Genomic DNA, 16,693 nt, shown 5'->3' with positions numbered 1-16,693 from the left:
TTGGGATCGCAGATGACGACCGCGCATTCAGGACCTGCAGAGGATCAGGCTTTGCTTGCGGCGGCTGCGCGCGGCGACACGGCCAGCGTCAAGGGGCTGTTGGACGGGGGAGCATCGGTGCAGGCGAGGGATGGATCCGGCCGCACCGCCTTGCTGCTCGCCACCCACGGCAACCATGTCGAGGCGGCGCGGGTGCTGATTGCAGCTGGCGCGGACGTGAACGCCAAGGACAATAAGATGACGCTTGAAGCGGGCGCTGATCTGAAAAGCACCAACCGCTATGGCGGCACGGCGCTGATCCCGGCCGCTCATCACGGTCATGCCGAGACGGTGAAAATCCTGCTCGCCACCGCGATCGACAAGGACCACGTCAACGCACTGGGCTGGACTGCTCTGCTGGAGGCCGTGATTCTGGGCGACGGCGGTAGGACGTACACTGAAATTGTGCGTTTGCTGGTCGAGGCCGGCGCCAACGTCAACATCGCCGACCGTGACGGCGTCACGTCACTCACCCATGCCAAACGGCACGGCTATTCTCAGATCGCGCGCATCCTCGAAAGCAGGGCAGGCGTTAGCGCCGCTTCTTTTCCGGCGCGCCGGAGGCGCCGTAGAGATCGACCGGTGCGAAATCGTCGGTAATTAGCTCGCCCTTCACACTCTGGGTCTTGGCGTCGGTTCGACGCTTGGCGAGCAGTGCCGGCAGGGCATAGCGGAAGCTGTGATCATTCTGCAATGCGGACGCCTTCCGTGCCAGCGTTTCGGCATTGAGCGTTTCATCAGTCGCCACCACACTGATTTCACCCTCGCCGGATGGATAGAGGTCGATGGTCTTGAAGACGCCGCCCAGCGTCAAAAGCGTCGAGGCGTAAAGTTTCGTGCCGTCATGCACATTGAACGCCGCGGCGCCGCCCGGCGCCAGACGCTGTTTGACCAGTGTGTAGAATTCCCTGGTCAGCAGGTGAAACGGCACATAGCCGCCGTGAAAGGCGTCGATCAGGATCAGATCATATTGCTTCTTGTTGCGGGTGAGGAAAACGCGCCCATCGCCGTCGAGATAGCGCACGCGCGGCGAATCCTTGATGCCGAAGAATTTGCGGGCGACGTCGATCACGCCGGGGTCGATTTCCACCGTGTCGATTTCGGCATCTAGCATCGCGCGGCCGAGATAGGTCGAGATCGAGCCGCCGCCGAGTCCGATCATCAGAATGCGCCTGAGCTCGCGCGGATAAATCAGGCTTGCCGTCATCATCTGCGTGTAGGCGACCGGCAGATCGTCTGGATCGCGCAGATTGGTGACCGATTCGGTATAGTGCCAGCCCTTGAGCTGGAATGACATGGTGAGGGCGTTGCGGCGTTTGTTGATGTAGATGTCGTTATATTCGGTCTCGATGCGGGCGAGCTGGCCGTCCGGCCGCTTGAGCAGGTCCAGTCGCAATTTCTCGTCCACCAGATCCTCGGCATGCGATTGGCCGAGCGTCGCCGCACAGGCGAACACTGCGAGCGCGGCCGCCGCCGCGCGTTTGCGGGTGAGGACGGGTAGCGCCATGAGCAGGAGGGCAGAGACGACGCCCGCAATGCCCAGTGACAGCGTGATGGCGCGCGAACCGATCGAGGGGATCAGATAGAAAGTGGTGCCCAGCGTGTCGACAATGCTGCCCGCGGTCGAGATGCCATAGACGGTGCCTGACACCATGCCGGAGTGTCGGGCGGACGTGAGCAGAAGACGGATGGCAAAAGGGGAGTACATGCCCAGAAAAAGCACCGGAAGGAACAGAATAACCAGGGAAGATACCAGACTTCCGGCCTTGATATCGTCGATGCGCTCGATGACGACCTCCAGCATTGGCCGCGCGAAGAGCGGCAGACACAGGATATAGAGCGAGCCGATCAATACGGTGACGCCCAGCACCGGCGCGGACGGGCGCCGGTCCGCCAGCCAGCCGCCGATGAAATAGCCGACCGTGAGCGAGGCAAGCACGGTGGAGATCAGCGACGCCCAGGTGTAAATGCCGCTGCCGAAATAGGGATTCAGATAGCGCGAGCCCAGCATTTCGAAACTCATGACGATCGCGCCGACCACGAAGGCGACCACGTAAATCACGAACGCGCCCAACCCCGGTCTTGCTCCCACGGCTGTTCTCCCGGCCAGCGGCCTCTACCTGTCTGGGGAACTTCCCCGCAAGCTCCCGTAACGTAAGGCATTTTTGTCGGGATTTCACGGCTTGGAGGCGGCTTCGCCACTTCATTTGCCGTTGAGCTGGGCCTATATCTGGCGGTCTAGTGGGGTTTCCGACATGCATTTTGTCCGGCGGGGTTTGACTTTTCTTGTGGCTCTAATGTGCAGTGCGATGGCGATTGCGCCAGCCGCTCTGGCGCAGGACCGTCGTTTGCCGCAATCAGCGGCGGAGGTGAAACTGTCCTTCGCCCCGGTGGTGAGGCGCGTCTCACCGGCAGTGGTCAATGTCTACGCCGCACGCGTGGTGGAAAACCGCAATCCGCTGCTGGACGATCCCATCTTCCGGCGTTTCTTCGGCCAGGGCATCCCGCGCGAGCAGGTGCAGCGCTCGCTCGGCTCCGGCGTGATCGTGGATGTCGCCGGCTATATCGTAACCAACAACCACGTCATCGAGGGCGCGACCGAAATCAAGGTGTCGCTGGCGGACAAGCGGGAATTCGAGGCCGATATCGTGCTGAAGGATTCGCGCACCGATCTTGCCGTGTTGAAGATCAAGGAGGCGCGCGAGCGTTTTCCGGCGCTCGAATTCGGCAATTCCGACGATCTGCAGGTCGGCGACCTGGTGTTGGCCGTCGGCAATCCCTTCGGTGTCGGCCAGACGGTGACGCACGGCATCGTCTCGGCGCTGGCGCGCACGCAGGTCGGCATCACCGACTATCAGTTCTTTATCCAGACCGACGCCGCCATCAATCCCGGCAATTCCGGCGGCGCGCTGGTCGATCTGTCCGGCCGGCTGGTCGGCATCAACACCGCCATCTTTTCCCGCTCCGGCGGGTCGCAGGGCATCGGCTTCGCCATCCCGGCCAATATGGTGAAAGTGGTCGCGACGTCCGCCAGGACTGGGTCGGGAGCGGTGAAACGTCCCTGGCTTGGCGCGCGTTTGCAGATGGTGACACCCGAGATCGCCGAAAGCCTGGGTCTGAAGCGTCCCACCGGCGCGCTCGTGGCCGGTCTGATTGCGAACAGTCCGGCCGCACGTGGTGGTCTGCGCACCGGGGACCTGATCGTGTCGATCGACGGGCAGGCCGTGGAAGATCAGAACGCCTTTGACTACCGCTTCGGCACCAAGCCGCTGGGCGGCCATGCCCAGATCGGCATCATCCGGGGCGGCCGCGAGAGCACGGTGACGGTCGGGCTGGAGGCGGCGCCTGATTTCCCGCGCGAGGAAATTGTCATCAGGTCGCGTTCACCCTTTGCCGGTGCCAAGATTGGCAATCTGTCGCCGGCGCTGGCAGACGAATTGCGCATCGATCCATCGGTTGAAGGCGTCGCTATTCTCGATGTCGCCAACGGCTCGCCGGCCCAGCGGCTCGGCTTCAAGCGCGGCGACGTGATCGAGGCCGTGAACGAACAACCGATGACGCGCACGCGCGATCTCGACCGGGCGATGCGCGAACAGCACCGGCTCTGGCGGATCACGGTGCTGCGCAACGGCCAGAGGATCACGGCACAGTTCGGCGGATGACACGGCGCCCGACCAGCGGAGCCAATCTGTTCACAGCCGCCGGGCTGGAGGCGGACACGCCGCGTCCGCTCGCCGACCGACTGCGTCCACAGAAACTGTCGCAGGTGGTCGGACAGGACCAGTTGCTCGGTCCCGATGGCGCGCTGACGCGCATGCTGGCAACACGCTCACTCGGTTCCATGATCTTCTGGGGACCGCCCGGCACCGGCAAGACCACGGTGGCGCGGCTGCTGGCGCAGGAGACCGATCTGCATTTCGAGCAGATTTCCGCCATCTTCTCAGGCGTCGCCGATCTCAAGAAAGTGTTCGATCAGGCCCGCGCGCGCCGCGAAAGCGGGCAGGGCACGCTGCTCTTCGTCGACGAGATCCACCGCTTCAATCGTGCACAGCAGGATTCCTTTCTGCCGGTGATGGAAGACGGCACCATCGTGCTGGTCGGCGCCACAACCGAAAATCCCTCCTTCGAGTTGAACGCACCTCTGCTGTCGCGCGCGCGGGTTCTGGTGTTCAAGTCGCTCGACGAGGCGGCAATCGAAAAATTGTTGCAGCGAGCGGAGCAGGTTGAAGGCCGCAAGCTGCCGCTCGACGACGAAGCGCGTGCCGCGCTTGTTCGCATGGCCGACGGCGACGGCCGCGCGTCGCTGACGCTGGTGGAGGAAATCTGGCGTGCCGCACGCAAGGGCGAGGTCTTTGATACCGCCGGCCTGCAGGGCGTGGTGCAGCGCCGTCCCCCGATCTACGACAAGTCGCAGGACGGTCATTACAACCTCATCTCCGCCTTGCACAAATCGGTGCGCGGCTCCGATCCCGACGCTGCGCTCTATTATCTCGCGCGCATGTTCGACGCCGGCGAAGACCCGCTCTATATCGCGCGGCGTGTGGTGCGCATGGCGGTAGAGGACATCGGTCTCGCTGATCCACAGGCGCTGGTGATCTGCAACGCGGCGAAGGACGCCTACGATTTTCTTGGGAGCCCGGAAGGCGAGCTCGCCATCGCGCAGGCGGTGATCTACGTCGCCACCGCGCCGAAATCGAATGCGGCCTATACGGCTTACGGCGCCGCCCGCCGCCTGGCGAAGGAGGGCGGCTCGCTGCTCCCGCCCAAACACATCCTCAATGCGCCGACGCGGCTGATGAAGGACGAGGGCTATGGCCGGGGCTATGCCTACGACCACGACACCGAAGAGGCGTTTTCCGGCCAGGATTATTTCCCGGAAAAGCTCGGCCGCCAGACTTTTTACGATCCGCCCGAGCGCGGCTTCGAGCGCGAGATCAGGAAGCGGCTTGAATATTGGGCAAAGCTGCGGAAAGACAGAACCGGGCAATAAACAGGCAGGCCAAATGCGAGGGAGGTGCATGCAAGCGACGATCGTCGCTGCGGCGATGCTTGGCTTGCAGATGCAGCCGGCCCGCGCCGACGATCCTTTTCTCGGCCGTTGGGCGATCGATCCTGCCGGTTGCAGCATTCATGGCGACACGTCGTCGACTGCGCCGATGATCGTCACCGACAAGACGGTGAAATGGTTCGTCGCGAACTGCCTGATCAAGAAATCCTACCGCATCGGCGACACGCTTGCTTTGCAGGCGCAATGCTCCAACGAAGGCAAGATGCACATTATGCCCATCGGTTTAAGACTGGTCGGCAAGGACAGGGTCAGCGTCACTTGGGACAAGACGCCGGCCGGCGAGATGCGCCGCTGCAAGTGATCCACTTTCGGGCTCGTTTTTGGTCCTAACCATGCGCTTCCGTATGGGACGACGGTTCGTCGGAGCGTGAATGCGCGCGCGTATTGTTGGCGCGGGTTTTTCAGTTGCATAGGGACTGTGAACAAACCCGAGCGAAGCAAGTTGCCCTGTGCTATGGCCGCGCCATGAGCGAGCGGCACAGACAAGGCAAACAGGGCGGCCGAGGCAAAGCCAGCCCCCAGGGCCGCAGGAACCGTCAGAAGTCGCGCCATGAGGCGCAATCCAAGCGATCCTCGAAGGCTCGGGACCACGGCGAGGCGGGATCGCATGGTCGTCCGTCCGGCAAGCCGTCGCGCGGCCCCGCGGCTAAGCCCGCATCCCAACCCTTTTCCCAGAGCCGGAAACGGCCGGATCGCCAGGCGCCGGAGCGTGGCTTCAGCCCCGAGAGCGGAGGCAGCAGACGGCCGGACGCCGCTCCCGCGGCGACTGGTGTGCAGACTGTCACCGTGACGGCCGACGAAGGCGGCATGCGCATTGACCGCTTTCTGGAAGCGAAATTCCCCGGTCTGTCCTTCAGTCACATCCAGCGCATCATCCGCAAGGGCGAGTTGCGGGTGAATGGCAAGCGCCGCGAGCCGAAGGATCGGCTGGAAGCGGGACAGGCGGTGCGCATTCCGCCGCTTCGGCTGGAGGCGCCGCCGCCACGTCCCGGTTCGCCCAAAGACGAGGAGACGAAGGCGTTCCTGAAATCCATCACCCTCTATGAAGACGATGACGTGATGGTGCTGAACAAGCCGATGGGGCTTGCGGTGCAGGGCGGTTCCGGAACCACGCGCCATATCGACGGCATGCTGGCGGTGCTGACCGCGCGCGACGGCCAGCGTCCGCGTCTGGTGCACCGCCTCGACAAGGACACCTCCGGCTGCCTCTTGGTGGCGAAGAACCGTTTTTCGGCGGCGGCGCTGGCTAAGACATTCCGTTCGCGCTCGGCGCGCAAGATCTACTGGGCTCTGGTGCCGAGCGTGCCGAAACCGAAACAAGGGCGCATCTCCACCTATCTCGCCAAGGAGGAACGCGAGGACGATTCCATCATGCGGGTGGCCAAACACGGTGAAGAAGGCGCGAGCCACGCCGTCACCTATTATGCAGTGGTGGAGACAGCGGCCAACAAACTCGCCTGGCTGTCGCTGAAGCCGGTCACCGGCCGCACGCACCAATTGCGCGTGCAACTGGCGCATATCGAGCATCCCATCGTGGGTGACCCGAAATACTTCAATATCGAGAACTGGGAATTGCCCGGCGGTGTTCAGAACCGGCTCCACCTGCTGGCGCGGCGGATCGCGGTTCCGCATCCGCGCGGCGGCAAGATCGATGTCACCGCACCGCTGCCGCCGCACATGCAGCAGAGCTGGAACCTGCTTGGCTTCGACGCCAAACGCTACGATCCGATTGAGGAATCGCCGGAAGAGTAGGGCCGGGAGCATGACGAAAACGTCATGCTCCCTGCCGGACCTGATTTTGCCGCCGCGCGTTCCTATTTAAGATAGTCAGGTCGAGCCATCTTGATGAGACAGCTATCCAAAATCGTCGTTTTTTCAGCAGTTTTTGCGCTGGTTCTCGGCAGCGTCTCTGCCGACGCCGCCAAGCGCAAGAAGCAGAAGAAGGTGGTTCGCGGCTATCCTTATTCGATCATGAACGACGAACCTGGGATGCGCAGCGCCTCGCCGCGCCAACCCTGGCTCGCCAATCCTCATCAATCCCCACTTACCCCGCTTGGCCGTGTTCCCCCGGGCGGCACCGTCCGACCCCTCGGACACGCACCCTCACCGCCGATGGTGGTCCCGGGCGTCACCGGGAATGCCGGCCCGGCGATCACGCCGGCGCGGCCGGCCGGCCAATCCTTCCAGGACCGCACGATCAACTGTATTCATTCCGGCGGTTCCAGTGGCGTCGGCGCCGGGCAAATCGGGGCTTACACGCGCGGCTGTGTGAACTGACGGGCTGGCCCTTTGCGGCCATCCTTGCTCTAGTGACCGTCGACGATTCGGCGGCGGGCGATGGGCGATCCTTCTCCGACAGGGCAGGTGACAATCCCGGCGCCGCAAGACGTGGCTCCGGTAAAGGTGACGCACTGGTCTGCGTGCCTTGTCGACGATCAGTGCGAGCGCGATTACCGACTCAGCCGTTTTGCCGACGACCGGCGCAGACTGCAATTCGTCCTGTTCTTTGTCGGCTTGGCGACCATCCTGAATCTTGCGGGCGATGTCTACGCCGTCCGCTCCGGCATTGATCTGGGGTGGGGACTGGTCCCGCAGATTTCCATGGCGATCGTGATCATAATTGCCCTGCCGGTCGCCTTTCATGTGAAGTCGTGGCGATCCCTGGAACGGCTCGCTATCGCCTTCGCGGTGACGGGCGGCGCGTCGTCGCTCGCTTTGCTCAACCTGCATCCACAGCTTGGCGCAACCTGGCCGACCCTGATGATCGGCATTCTGATCATCATCTATTTCTGTCTGCCGCTTCGTTTGACTACCATGGTGGTGCTGGCGACAGGTTACACCCTGATTGCGCCGCTGACCTGGACCATATCGGTGGCGCCAGTTCCGCCGCCGGATGACATTTACCGCACCGTCCTCCGCCTGATGCTGGCGAATGTGCTGGGATTTTCGGTCGCCAACACGCTGCAGCGCAGCCAGCGCATCCAGTTCGCGCAGAACCGGCTGCTGCAGCACTTGCTGTCCACGGATTCGCTGACCGGCATCTTCAACCGGCGGCGTTTTGATGAGGCGCTGCGCGACGAATGGCGGCGCTGCGCCCGCGCCCGCGTTCCGTTGTCGCTCCTGATGATCGATGTCGACTATTTCAAGGCCTACAACGATCGTTTCGGCCACTTGCAGGGCGACGATTGTCTGCGGCGGATCGCCGTTCTGTTGACGCAGGTCGCCCGCCGGGGCGGGGATCTGGTGGCGCGCTATGGCGGCGAGGAATTTGTCTGCCTTTTGCCCAATACCGGTCCACAAGGCGCGGTTTCGGTCGCCGAGCGTTTGCAGGCGATCATCAATCACGCTCGCATTCCGCATCCGGCATCGCCCGTCGGCCCCTGTCTGACCATCAGTATCGGCGTGGCATCGGCGTATCCGCCGGCTGAATCTCCGGAAGCCTTGGTGGACCTGGCCGACCGGCTGCTCTATGCGGCCAAGAAGCGGGGCCGCAAAGGCATTATGAGTGGGCAACTTGGCGCTTCGGCACATGTGTCGCCGACATCGGTTGGCGACGTGCAGGACGGAGCGGACCAAACACGCGTCGCGTGAAGGACAGTCGAATCGAACCGGCGCTGTTTTCTGTTAGGCTGCAGCCTCCGCTTTTGCATCGAGAGTCTCATGGCCAAGCGACCGCCTGCTCTGGACCGGATCGACATCAAGATTCTTGCCGCGCTCCAGCGCAACGGACGCATGACGATTCAGAAGCTCGCCGGTGTGGCGGGACTGACTCCGCGGCCTTGCCTGGAGCGGGTGCGCAGGCTCGAGGCAGCGGGGATTATCGCCGGCTATCAGGCCGTGCTGGCGCTCGAACGTCTGTCCAATCCGGTGACGGTCTTCGCTGAAATCGTGCTGGAGAAGCAGGGACGGCAGGACCGCCTGGAGAAACGTCTCACCACGATCGACGAGGTCGTGGAATGCTGGGAAGTGAGCGGCGATCTCGATTACCTCGCGCGTTTCGTCTGCAGCGATCTTGCGCGCTATGAGACGCTGACCACCGATCTGATCGACGATCCCGATCTCGGCGTCGCGCGCGTCGTCAGCCATATTGCGTTGCGGCCAGTGCGGCGCTTCTCGGGTTATCCCGCCTCTCTGCTCGGATCGCCGGCGTCCGCTCGCAAGCGCACCTGAAAAATTGCCGCAACCGTTTCTGTCGCGCCGGCGGGGACGCGCAGCAGAATCTGTTGCGGCAGGATCGGTATTCGACCGCCTTTGCGCCGGCGACTCTCCAAATTAACTATGGAGGTGAGCGCCATGGACCCCTTCGAGTTGGAAAGCCGCTATGTAGCGCGCAATTACGAACCGCTCCCTGTCGTCCTCACGCGAGGATCGGGAGCATATCTGTGGGACGTCGAGGGGCGGCGTTACATCGACATGATGAGCGCTTATTCGGCGGCGAGCCATGGGCATGGCCATCCGCGCATTCTCGCCGCGCTCGAGGCACAGGCGCACCGCTTGGCCGTGCCCTCGCGCGCTTACTACAACGATCGGCTTGGTCCGTTCCTCGCCGAATTGTGCAAGCGCACCGGGCTCGACGCCGCCTTGCCGATGAATACCGGTGCTGAAGCGGTGGAAACCGCCATCAAGGCGGCGCGCCGCTGGGGCTACAAGGTCAAGGGCATTCCGCGCGACCGCGCCGAGATCATCGTCGCCGGAGGCAATTTCCACGGCCGCACCACCACAATTGTTGGGTTTTCCTCGGAAGACGATTATCGCGACGGCTTTGGGCCGTTCACCCCGGGCTTTCGCGCCGTGCCGTTCGGCGATCTCGTCGCCATGGAGCAGGCCATTACGCCGGAAACCGCGGCGATCCTGATCGAACCGATCCAGGGTGAGGGCGGCATCATTGTGCCCCCGCCTGGCTACCTCGCCGGCTTGCGCAAACTCTGCGACGCGCACGATGTGCTGCTGATCCTCGATGAAGTGCAGTCGGGCCTCGGCCGCGCCGGCGACTGGTTCGCCTTCCGGCATGACGGCGTCGCTCCGGACGGCGTCATCCTTGGCAAGGCTCTGGGCGGCGGCGTATTGCCGGTCTCTGCCTTTGTCGCGCGCGCCGAGGTGATGGATGTATTCACGCCCGGCTCGCATGGCTCGACCTTCGGCGGCAATCCGCTTGCATCCGCGGTCGGCCTCGAAGCGCTGCGGGTCATCCAGGAGGAGGGCCTTGTCGAGCGCAGCCGCATTCTCGGCGCACATATGCATGAACGCCTGCGCGCGATCAAAAACCCGGTCCTGAAAGAGGTGCGTGGGCGCGGGCTCTGGGCCGGCGCCGAGATTGATCCGAGCTATGCCAGCGCGCGGGATATTTGCCACCGCCTGCTGGCGAAGGGCGTGTTGTCGAAGGACACGCACGACACGGTGGTGCGTCTGGCGCCGCCTCTGGTTATTGCGCGGGCCGATCTCAACTTCGCGATCGACATATTTGAGGAGACGCTCAACGAGATCGCCTGGACGCGGCAGCCGGCGGTAGCGTGACGGGCGCTCTGATGGAGGCTGATGCCATGATCCCAAAGGCGGGACCACGTCTTCTGATGTGCCGTCCCGAGCATTTCGGGGTGGTCTACGCGATCAATCCCTGGATGAATCCCAGGGACTGGGAGCAGGAAGAGCGCGCCTTGGCCGCGCAATCGCGACAGGAATGGATGGGTTTGCGGCGCACGCTGGCCGGTCTCGGAGCGGAGATCGAGCTTGTTCCTGCCGCATCAGGTGTTCCAGATCTTGTCTTCACCGCAAATTCCGCGGTGGTGCTCGACCGCAAGGCATTGTTGGCGCGCTTCCGCTATGCGCAACGGCGCGGCGAGGAAAACCACTACAGGGATGCCTTTCGATCATTCCACGCACGAGGCGTGATCGATTCCATCCAGACGCTCCCCGACGATATCGTGCTGGAAGGCGCCGGCGATTGCGTGTGGGACGCCGCGCGCCAGATGTTCTGGCTGGGCTACGGGCCGCGGTCCGATGCCGCCGCGCAAGCCGTTGTGCAGAGAACATTCGGGGTCGAAACGCTGGCGCTCGAGCTGCGCGATCCGCGCTTCTATCACTTGGATACAGCCCTGTGCCCCCTGCCGCATGGCGATGTCATGTTTGTGCCGGGAGCTTTCACGGCAGAAGGGCGGGCGGCCATCCGGCACAACGTGCCCAAGCCCCAGCGTATCGAGATCGGCATGAAGGATGCGTGCCGGCTGTCGGCCAATGCTGTCTGCATCGGCAAAACGCTGGTGATGTCGGGTTGCAGCGAGCGCCTGCGCGCGAAACTTGAAGAGCGCGGCTATCAGGTCGTTACGGTGCCGCTCAATTCATTCCTGCGCAGCGGCGGCGCGGCCTTCTGCCTGACCTTGCGGCTCGATCAGCAGTCGTATCAGGCGTCGCAGCCGCGGCTCACCGCAAGCCGGCGTTGATCCTGGCGAGCGCCGTCGAGCCGGGACACAGCTCCTTTGCCGTCAACGCGTTGAGTGGCTTGTCCGCCGTTTTCAGATGATGATGCAGGTCGTGCGGTTCGTCCTGGATGAACAGCACGCCGGTCACAATCTGGCCCGCGGCGGCATGCTTCTGCAGGAATGCCATCGCCGCGGTCCGGTCATGCAGGTCGTAGTCGGCGCCGAGCTTGCGCAGGGCGAGCTTCGAGCCGTCATGTTGTTCCACGATCTGCACCGCACCTTCGGCATAGCTGACCGCGATCGGTGCGCGAGCCGGGATCACGTCGAGTCGATTCACTGCTTCATTGTGCTCGCGCACATAGTCGAAGCTCTTGGTGGAGCCGGCATGGTTATTGAAGGCAACGCATGGCGAGATGACATCGAGGAAGGCCGCGCCCGGATGTTCGATCGCTGCCTTGATGATCGGCACAAGCTGCGCCTTGTCACCAGAGAAAGAACGGGCGACGAAGGTTGCGCCGAGCTGCAGCGCCATGGCGGCAAGGTCGATGGAATTGTCGGTATTGATCACGCCGCGCTTTGATTTCGATCCGCGATCCGCAGTGGCGGAGAATTGCCCCTTGGTCAGCCCATAGACGCCATTGTTTTCGACGATATAGACCATGTTGACGCCGCGGCGCAGCGCATGGGCAAATTGCCCAAAGCCGATCGATGCGGAATCGCCGTCACCGGACACGCCCAGATAAATCAGATCCCGGTTTGCGAGATTGGCGCCGGTCAGCACCGACGGCATGCGGCCGTGCACGGAGTTGAACCCGTGCGAATTGCCGAGGAAATAGGTCGGCGTCTTCGACGAGCATCCGATCCCGGAAATCTTCGCCACCCGGTGCGGCTGGATCGACAATTCAAAGCAGGCTTCGATGATGGCCGCGGTGATCGAGTCATGTCCGCAGCCGGCGCAAAGCGTTGAGACCGTGCCTTCATAGTCGCGATGCGTATAGCCGAGTGCGTTGCGCGGGAGCTCGGGATGATGGAATTTCGGTTTGGCGAGATAGGTCATGCTGCCACTCTGCTGAGAGCTGCTTTCGTCTTATCCTGATGCGCGGCCCGAAGCCTGCGCCTGCAAGGACGGGACTCCCATGACCCCAGGTGCATCGCCAGGCGATGGTCCTCATCATGGGGCCGGTAGAAGGTCGTCGCGTCCATCACGCACCCACCGTTCGACGCGGCGTGATCTTCAGTTTGTCGAGATCCTCGCCGATCGCCCTCGCAATGAAGCGCGCGGTGATCGGCGTGCCGTCAAAGTGCAGGATCGGCACCAGCCGCACCGGATCAATCCCGCATTCATTGACGATCAGCGAGCGCATCTGTGCGTCGCGGTTTTGCTCCACGACAAACACGAAATCGTGGTCGGCGATAAAGCTGGCGACACTGGAATGGAAGGGGAAGGCGCGAATGCGCATACGGTCGAGGTGGTGGCCCTTGGCCTCGATCAGTTCGATTGCCTCGTCCATCGCGGGCGAGGTCGAGCCGAAATAGATCACGCCGTATTTGGTCGGCTTGTCGGCGTTGGCGGTCAGCGGGCGCGGGACGAGGTCCTTTGCCGTTTCGAATTTCCGCAGCAGCCGCTGCATGTTGTCGACATAGGGTCCGCCTTCCTCGGTATATTTGGCATAGCGGTCGCGCGAGGTGCCGCGGGTGAAGAACGAGCCTTTGGTCGGATGCGTGCCCGGATAGGTGCGGTAGGGAATGCCGTCGCCGTCGACGTCGAGATAGCGGCCGAACTCCTTGCCGGCTTCAAGTTCTTCCGCCGTCATCACCTTGCCGCGGTCATAGACGCGGCTGTCGTCCCATTGCAGCGGTGCGCAAAGCCGGTGGTTCATGCCGATGTCGAGATCGAGCATGACGAAGATCGTGGTCTGCAGCCGGTCGGCGAGATCGAATGACAGGGCGCCGAATTCAAAGGCTTCGTGCGGGTCTTCGGGCAGCAGCATCACATGCTTGGTGTCGCCGTGCGAGGCATAGGCGCAGGAGAGAAGGTCGCATTGCTGGGTGCGGGTTGGCATGCCGGTGGAGGGGCCGGCCCGCTGTACATTGAAAATGACCGCCGGAATTTCCGCAAAATAGGACAGGCCGATGAATTCCTGCATCAACGAGATGCCAGGTCCCGAAGTGGCGGTAAACGCGCGGGCGCCGTTCCAGCCGGCGCCGATCACCATGCCGATCGAGGCGAGCTCGTCTTCCGCCTGGATGATTGCGTATTTTGCCTTTCCGTCCTCGTCGACGCGCAGTTTCGCGCAATGCCGTGTGAAGGCATCGGCGAGCGAGGACGAGGGGGTGATCGGGTACCAGGCGCAGACGGTGGCGCCGCCATAGACCGCGCCAAGCGCCGCCGCCGAATTCCCCTCGATGAAGATGCGGTCGCCGATCTTGTCGGATTTCTGCACGCGCAGCCCGATCGGGCATTTTAGATTCTGCAGCGCGTAGTCGCGTCCCAGATGCAGGGCGTGGACATTCGGCCCGATCAGTTTGTCCTTGCCCTTGTACTGCTCGCCGATCAGCGTCTCGATCACTTTCGGGTCCATGTCGAACAGGGCCGACAGCACGCCGAGATAGATGATGTTCTTGAACAATTGCCGCTGCCGCGGCTCGGTATATTCGCGGTTGCAGATCGCAGTCAGCGGCACGCCGATCACGGTGATGTCGTCCCGGAAGGCGGAAGCGGGCAGGGGCTTGGTCGAGTCATAGAGCAGGTAGCCGCCCGGATCGATGCCGGCCATGTCCTTTTCAAAGGTCTGCGGATTCATCGCCACCATGAAGTCGACGCCGCCGCGCGCGCCGAGATGGCCAGCTTCGGTGACGCGCACCTCGTACCAGGTTGGCAATCCCTGAATGTTGGACGGGAAGATGTTACGCGGGGACACCGGAACGCCCATGCGCATGATGGCACGGGCGAACATCTCATTGGCGCTGGCCGAGCCCGACCCGTTCACATTGGCGAAGCGGACGACGAAATCGTTTACGCTGCTGATCGGGCCGCCTGGCATTTTCCGTCACCTGCGTGAGTCATCGAAATCAGATATTTCTGCATGTCCCAGGCCCCGGTCGGGCACCGTTCGGCGCACAGCCCGCAATGCAAGCACACGTCCTCGTCTTTCACCATGACGCGGCCGGTCTTCAAATTGTCGGCGACATAAAGGTCCTGGGTGTGATTCCTGGCCGGGGCGTTCAGGCGCGTGCGCAACTCATCCTCTTCGCCATTCTCGGTGAAGGTGATGCAGTCCATCGGGCAGATGTCGACGCATGCGTCGCATTCGATGCAGAGCTGGCCGGTGAAGACGGTCTGCACATCGCAATTCAGGCAGCGCCAGGCTTCGCCCAACGCCAGATTGGGATCGTAGCCAAGCTCGACCTCGGCGCGGATGTCCTTCAGGGCCGCACTCTTCTCGCGCAGCGGCACGCGAAAACGCTGGTCCAGCGTGATCTCGTTGTCATAGGACCATTCGTGGATACCCATCTTCTGGCTTTCGATCGTCACCTCAGGAAGCGGGCGTTCCTTTATGTCCTCGCCCGACAGCATGCGGTGGATCGAGAGCGCGGCGTCGTGGCCATGCGCCACCGCCCAGATGATGTTCTTGGGGCCAAAGGCAGCGTCGCCGCCAAAGAAGACTTTCGGGTTGGTCGAGGCAAAGGTCTTCTCGTCCACGACCGGCATGTTCCATTTGTCGAACTGAATGCCGATGTCCCGCTCGATCCACGGGAAGGCGTTTTCCTGCCCCACCGCGACCAGCACGTCGTCGCAGGGGAAATGCTGATCGGGTTCGCCGGCCGGCACCAGCTTGCGGCGGCCCTTGTCGTCGTATTCGGCTTTCACTTTCTCGAAAACGACGCCGGTCAGCTTGCCGTTCTCGTGGGTGAATTCCTTGGGCACGAGAAAATTGTGGATCGGAATGTCCTCGTGCATGGCGTCTTCCTTCTCCCAGGGAGACGCCTTCATCTCATCGAAGCCTGAGCGCACGACGACCTTGACATCCTCGCCGCCGAGCCGCCGCGCGGAGCGGCAGCAATCCATCGCGGTGTTGCCGCCGCCAAGCACGATCACGCGCTTGCCGATCCTGTCGACATGGCCGAACGAGATGGAGGAGAGCCAGTCGATGCCGATATGGATGTTCTTCGCCGCTTCCTTGCGGCCGGGAATGTCGAGATCGCGGCCGCGCGGGGCGCCCGAGCCGACGAACACCGCGTCGTAACCGTCCGCCAGCAATGCCTTCAGGCTGTCGATGCGCCGCCCGCCCTGAAAGCTGATGCCGAGGTTGAGGATATAATCGCATTCCTCGTCGATGACCGAATCCGGCAGGCGGAACTTCGGGATCTGGGTGCGCATCATGCCGCCGGCTTTCGGATCGGCATCGAACACGATGCATTCATAACCAAGAGGGGCGAGGTCGCGCGCCACGGTGAGCGAAGCGGGGCCTGCGCCGACGAGCGCAATGCGCCTGCCGTTCTTCCGCGCGGCGGGTCGCGGCAATCGCGCGCGAACGTCGTCCTTATAATCAGCCGCAACCCGTTTCAGACGGCAGATCGCAACGGGTTCTTTTTCGACGCGCCCGCGCCGGCAGGCCGGCTCGCAGGGGCGGTCGCAGGTGCGGCCGAGAATTCCCGGAAACACATTCGACTTCCAGTTGATCATGTAGGCGTCGGAGTAACGCCCCTGCGCGATCAGCCGGATATATTCGGGAACCGGCGTGTGTGCCGGGCAGGCCCATTGGCAATCCACCACCTTGTGGAAGTAATTTGGATCGCCGATGTCCGTAAGTTTCATCGACTCCTCGTTACGCGACCATATCGTCAACGTCCTCTGGACGGAGACGTTTCATCTACGCAACCGGCAAGCCGTTCGGCCTGCTGGCCTTTCCAATCCCCAGGTCCGGCTTGTTTAGATGACGCCGAATCCAAATTAATTTTAGTCAGACAAATTCTCAAATACCACCGCTGCCATCCCACCTCTCGAATGCGTTCACGTCGGGGCTCGAAGCTCAGACTTGTTTCATGTTACGAAACTGCCCGCGCTTAAGCCCATAAAATAAAGGCCTTGCGAATGCAGGCAGTCGCGCGAAGGAACTGCGCAGCCGCCGTGTTGCGCTGCACAAGAGAGCGCGTCATACGAAAGTGC

Annotated in this window: 14 protein-coding genes; 10 read left to right on the top strand and 4 right to left on the bottom strand. The window is 62.7% G+C overall.

Going from position 1 to position 16,693, the window contains the following annotated elements; translation table 11 throughout:
* Positions 1-12: 12 nt before the first annotated feature.
* A complete protein-coding gene (locus RO009_18450) occupies positions 13-639 on the top strand; it encodes an ankyrin repeat domain-containing protein (GenBank protein MDT3687016.1) in 627 nt (208 codons plus the stop codon).
* On the opposite strand, the gene RO009_18445 is transcribed toward RO009_18450, so the two are convergent.
* Complete coding sequence (locus RO009_18445; protein ID MDT3687015.1) at positions 572-2,131, bottom strand: fused MFS/spermidine synthase; 1,560 nt, start codon at positions 2,129-2,131, stop codon at positions 572-574. The two genes, RO009_18450 and RO009_18445, sit on opposite strands and share 68 nt — an antisense overlap.
* 217 nt (positions 2,132-2,348) lie before the next feature.
* Here RO009_18445 and RO009_18440 point away from each other — a divergent pair, with 217 nt between their 5' ends.
* The 9 genes from RO009_18440 (at position 2,349) to RO009_18400 (ending at position 11,544) form a co-directional block, all read left to right on the top strand.
* Positions 2,349-3,701 carry a DegQ family serine endoprotease gene (locus RO009_18440; GenBank protein ID MDT3687014.1) on the top strand — a complete coding sequence of 451 codons (1,353 nt, stop codon included), beginning with the start codon at positions 2,349-2,351 and terminating at the stop codon, positions 3,699-3,701.
* Positions 3,698-5,029: a replication-associated recombination protein A gene (locus RO009_18435; protein MDT3687013.1), complete on the top strand. Its 1,332-nt coding sequence runs from the start codon at positions 3,698-3,700 to the stop codon at positions 5,027-5,029. The genes RO009_18440 and RO009_18435 overlap by 4 nt, the downstream gene beginning before the upstream one ends.
* Positions 5,030-5,057: 28 nt before the next feature.
* On the top strand, positions 5,058-5,408 hold the full coding sequence (locus RO009_18430) for a hypothetical protein (GenBank protein MDT3687012.1): 351 nt from the start codon (positions 5,058-5,060) through the stop codon (positions 5,406-5,408).
* A 164-nt stretch (positions 5,409-5,572) separates the two neighbouring features.
* Entirely contained in the window at positions 5,573-6,859 is a 1,287-nt protein-coding gene (locus RO009_18425) for an RluA family pseudouridine synthase (protein ID MDT3687011.1), read from the top strand.
* Positions 6,860-6,952: 93 nt separating this feature from the next.
* Positions 6,953-7,384: a hypothetical protein gene (locus RO009_18420; GenBank protein MDT3687010.1), complete on the top strand. Its 432-nt coding sequence runs from the start codon at positions 6,953-6,955 to the stop codon at positions 7,382-7,384.
* A gap of 60 nt (positions 7,385-7,444) precedes the next feature.
* A complete protein-coding gene (locus tag RO009_18415; protein MDT3687009.1) occupies positions 7,445-8,698 on the top strand; it encodes a diguanylate cyclase in 1,254 nt (417 codons plus the stop codon).
* 69 nt (positions 8,699-8,767) lie between these two features.
* Entirely contained in the window at positions 8,768-9,277 is a 510-nt protein-coding gene (locus tag RO009_18410; protein MDT3687008.1) for an Lrp/AsnC family transcriptional regulator, read from the top strand.
* Between the two features lie 123 nt (positions 9,278-9,400).
* Positions 9,401-10,621 (top strand): ornithine--oxo-acid transaminase, encoded by a 1,221-nt coding sequence (gene rocD / locus RO009_18405; GenBank protein MDT3687007.1) that lies wholly within the window; start codon positions 9,401-9,403, stop codon positions 10,619-10,621.
* A gap of 26 nt (positions 10,622-10,647) precedes the next feature.
* Positions 10,648-11,544, top strand: a complete 897-nt coding sequence (locus RO009_18400; protein ID MDT3687006.1) for an arginine deiminase-related protein — start codon at positions 10,648-10,650, stop codon at positions 11,542-11,544.
* Here RO009_18400 and RO009_18395 read toward each other — a convergent pair.
* The 3 genes from RO009_18395 to RO009_18385 all read right to left on the bottom strand — a co-directional run bounded on the left by RO009_18395 (position 11,525) and on the right by RO009_18385 (position 16,342).
* Positions 11,525-12,580 carry a 2-oxoacid:ferredoxin oxidoreductase subunit beta gene (locus RO009_18395; GenBank protein ID MDT3687005.1) on the bottom strand — a complete coding sequence of 352 codons (1,056 nt, stop codon included), beginning with the start codon at positions 12,578-12,580 and terminating at the stop codon, positions 11,525-11,527. The two genes, RO009_18400 and RO009_18395, sit on opposite strands and share 20 nt — an antisense overlap.
* Before the next feature lie 145 nt (positions 12,581-12,725).
* Positions 12,726-14,567: a 2-oxoacid:acceptor oxidoreductase subunit alpha gene (locus RO009_18390; protein ID MDT3687004.1), complete on the bottom strand. Its 1,842-nt coding sequence runs from the start codon at positions 14,565-14,567 to the stop codon at positions 12,726-12,728.
* The gene (locus RO009_18385; GenBank protein ID MDT3687003.1) at positions 14,540-16,342 is read right to left on the bottom strand and encodes an FAD-dependent oxidoreductase; all 1,803 of its coding nucleotides are present in this window, start codon (positions 16,340-16,342) and stop codon (positions 14,540-14,542) included. The genes RO009_18390 and RO009_18385 overlap by 28 nt, the downstream gene beginning before the upstream one ends.
* Positions 16,343-16,693: the final 351 nt, after the last annotated feature.

Origin of the sequence: Pseudorhodoplanes sp. (genome assembly GCA_032027085.1) — a bacterium.
GTDB lineage: Bacteria > Pseudomonadota > Alphaproteobacteria > Rhizobiales > Xanthobacteraceae > Pseudorhodoplanes.
Note: the sequence above shows the minus strand (reverse complement) of the source record. Positions and strands in the feature narration are given on the sequence as shown.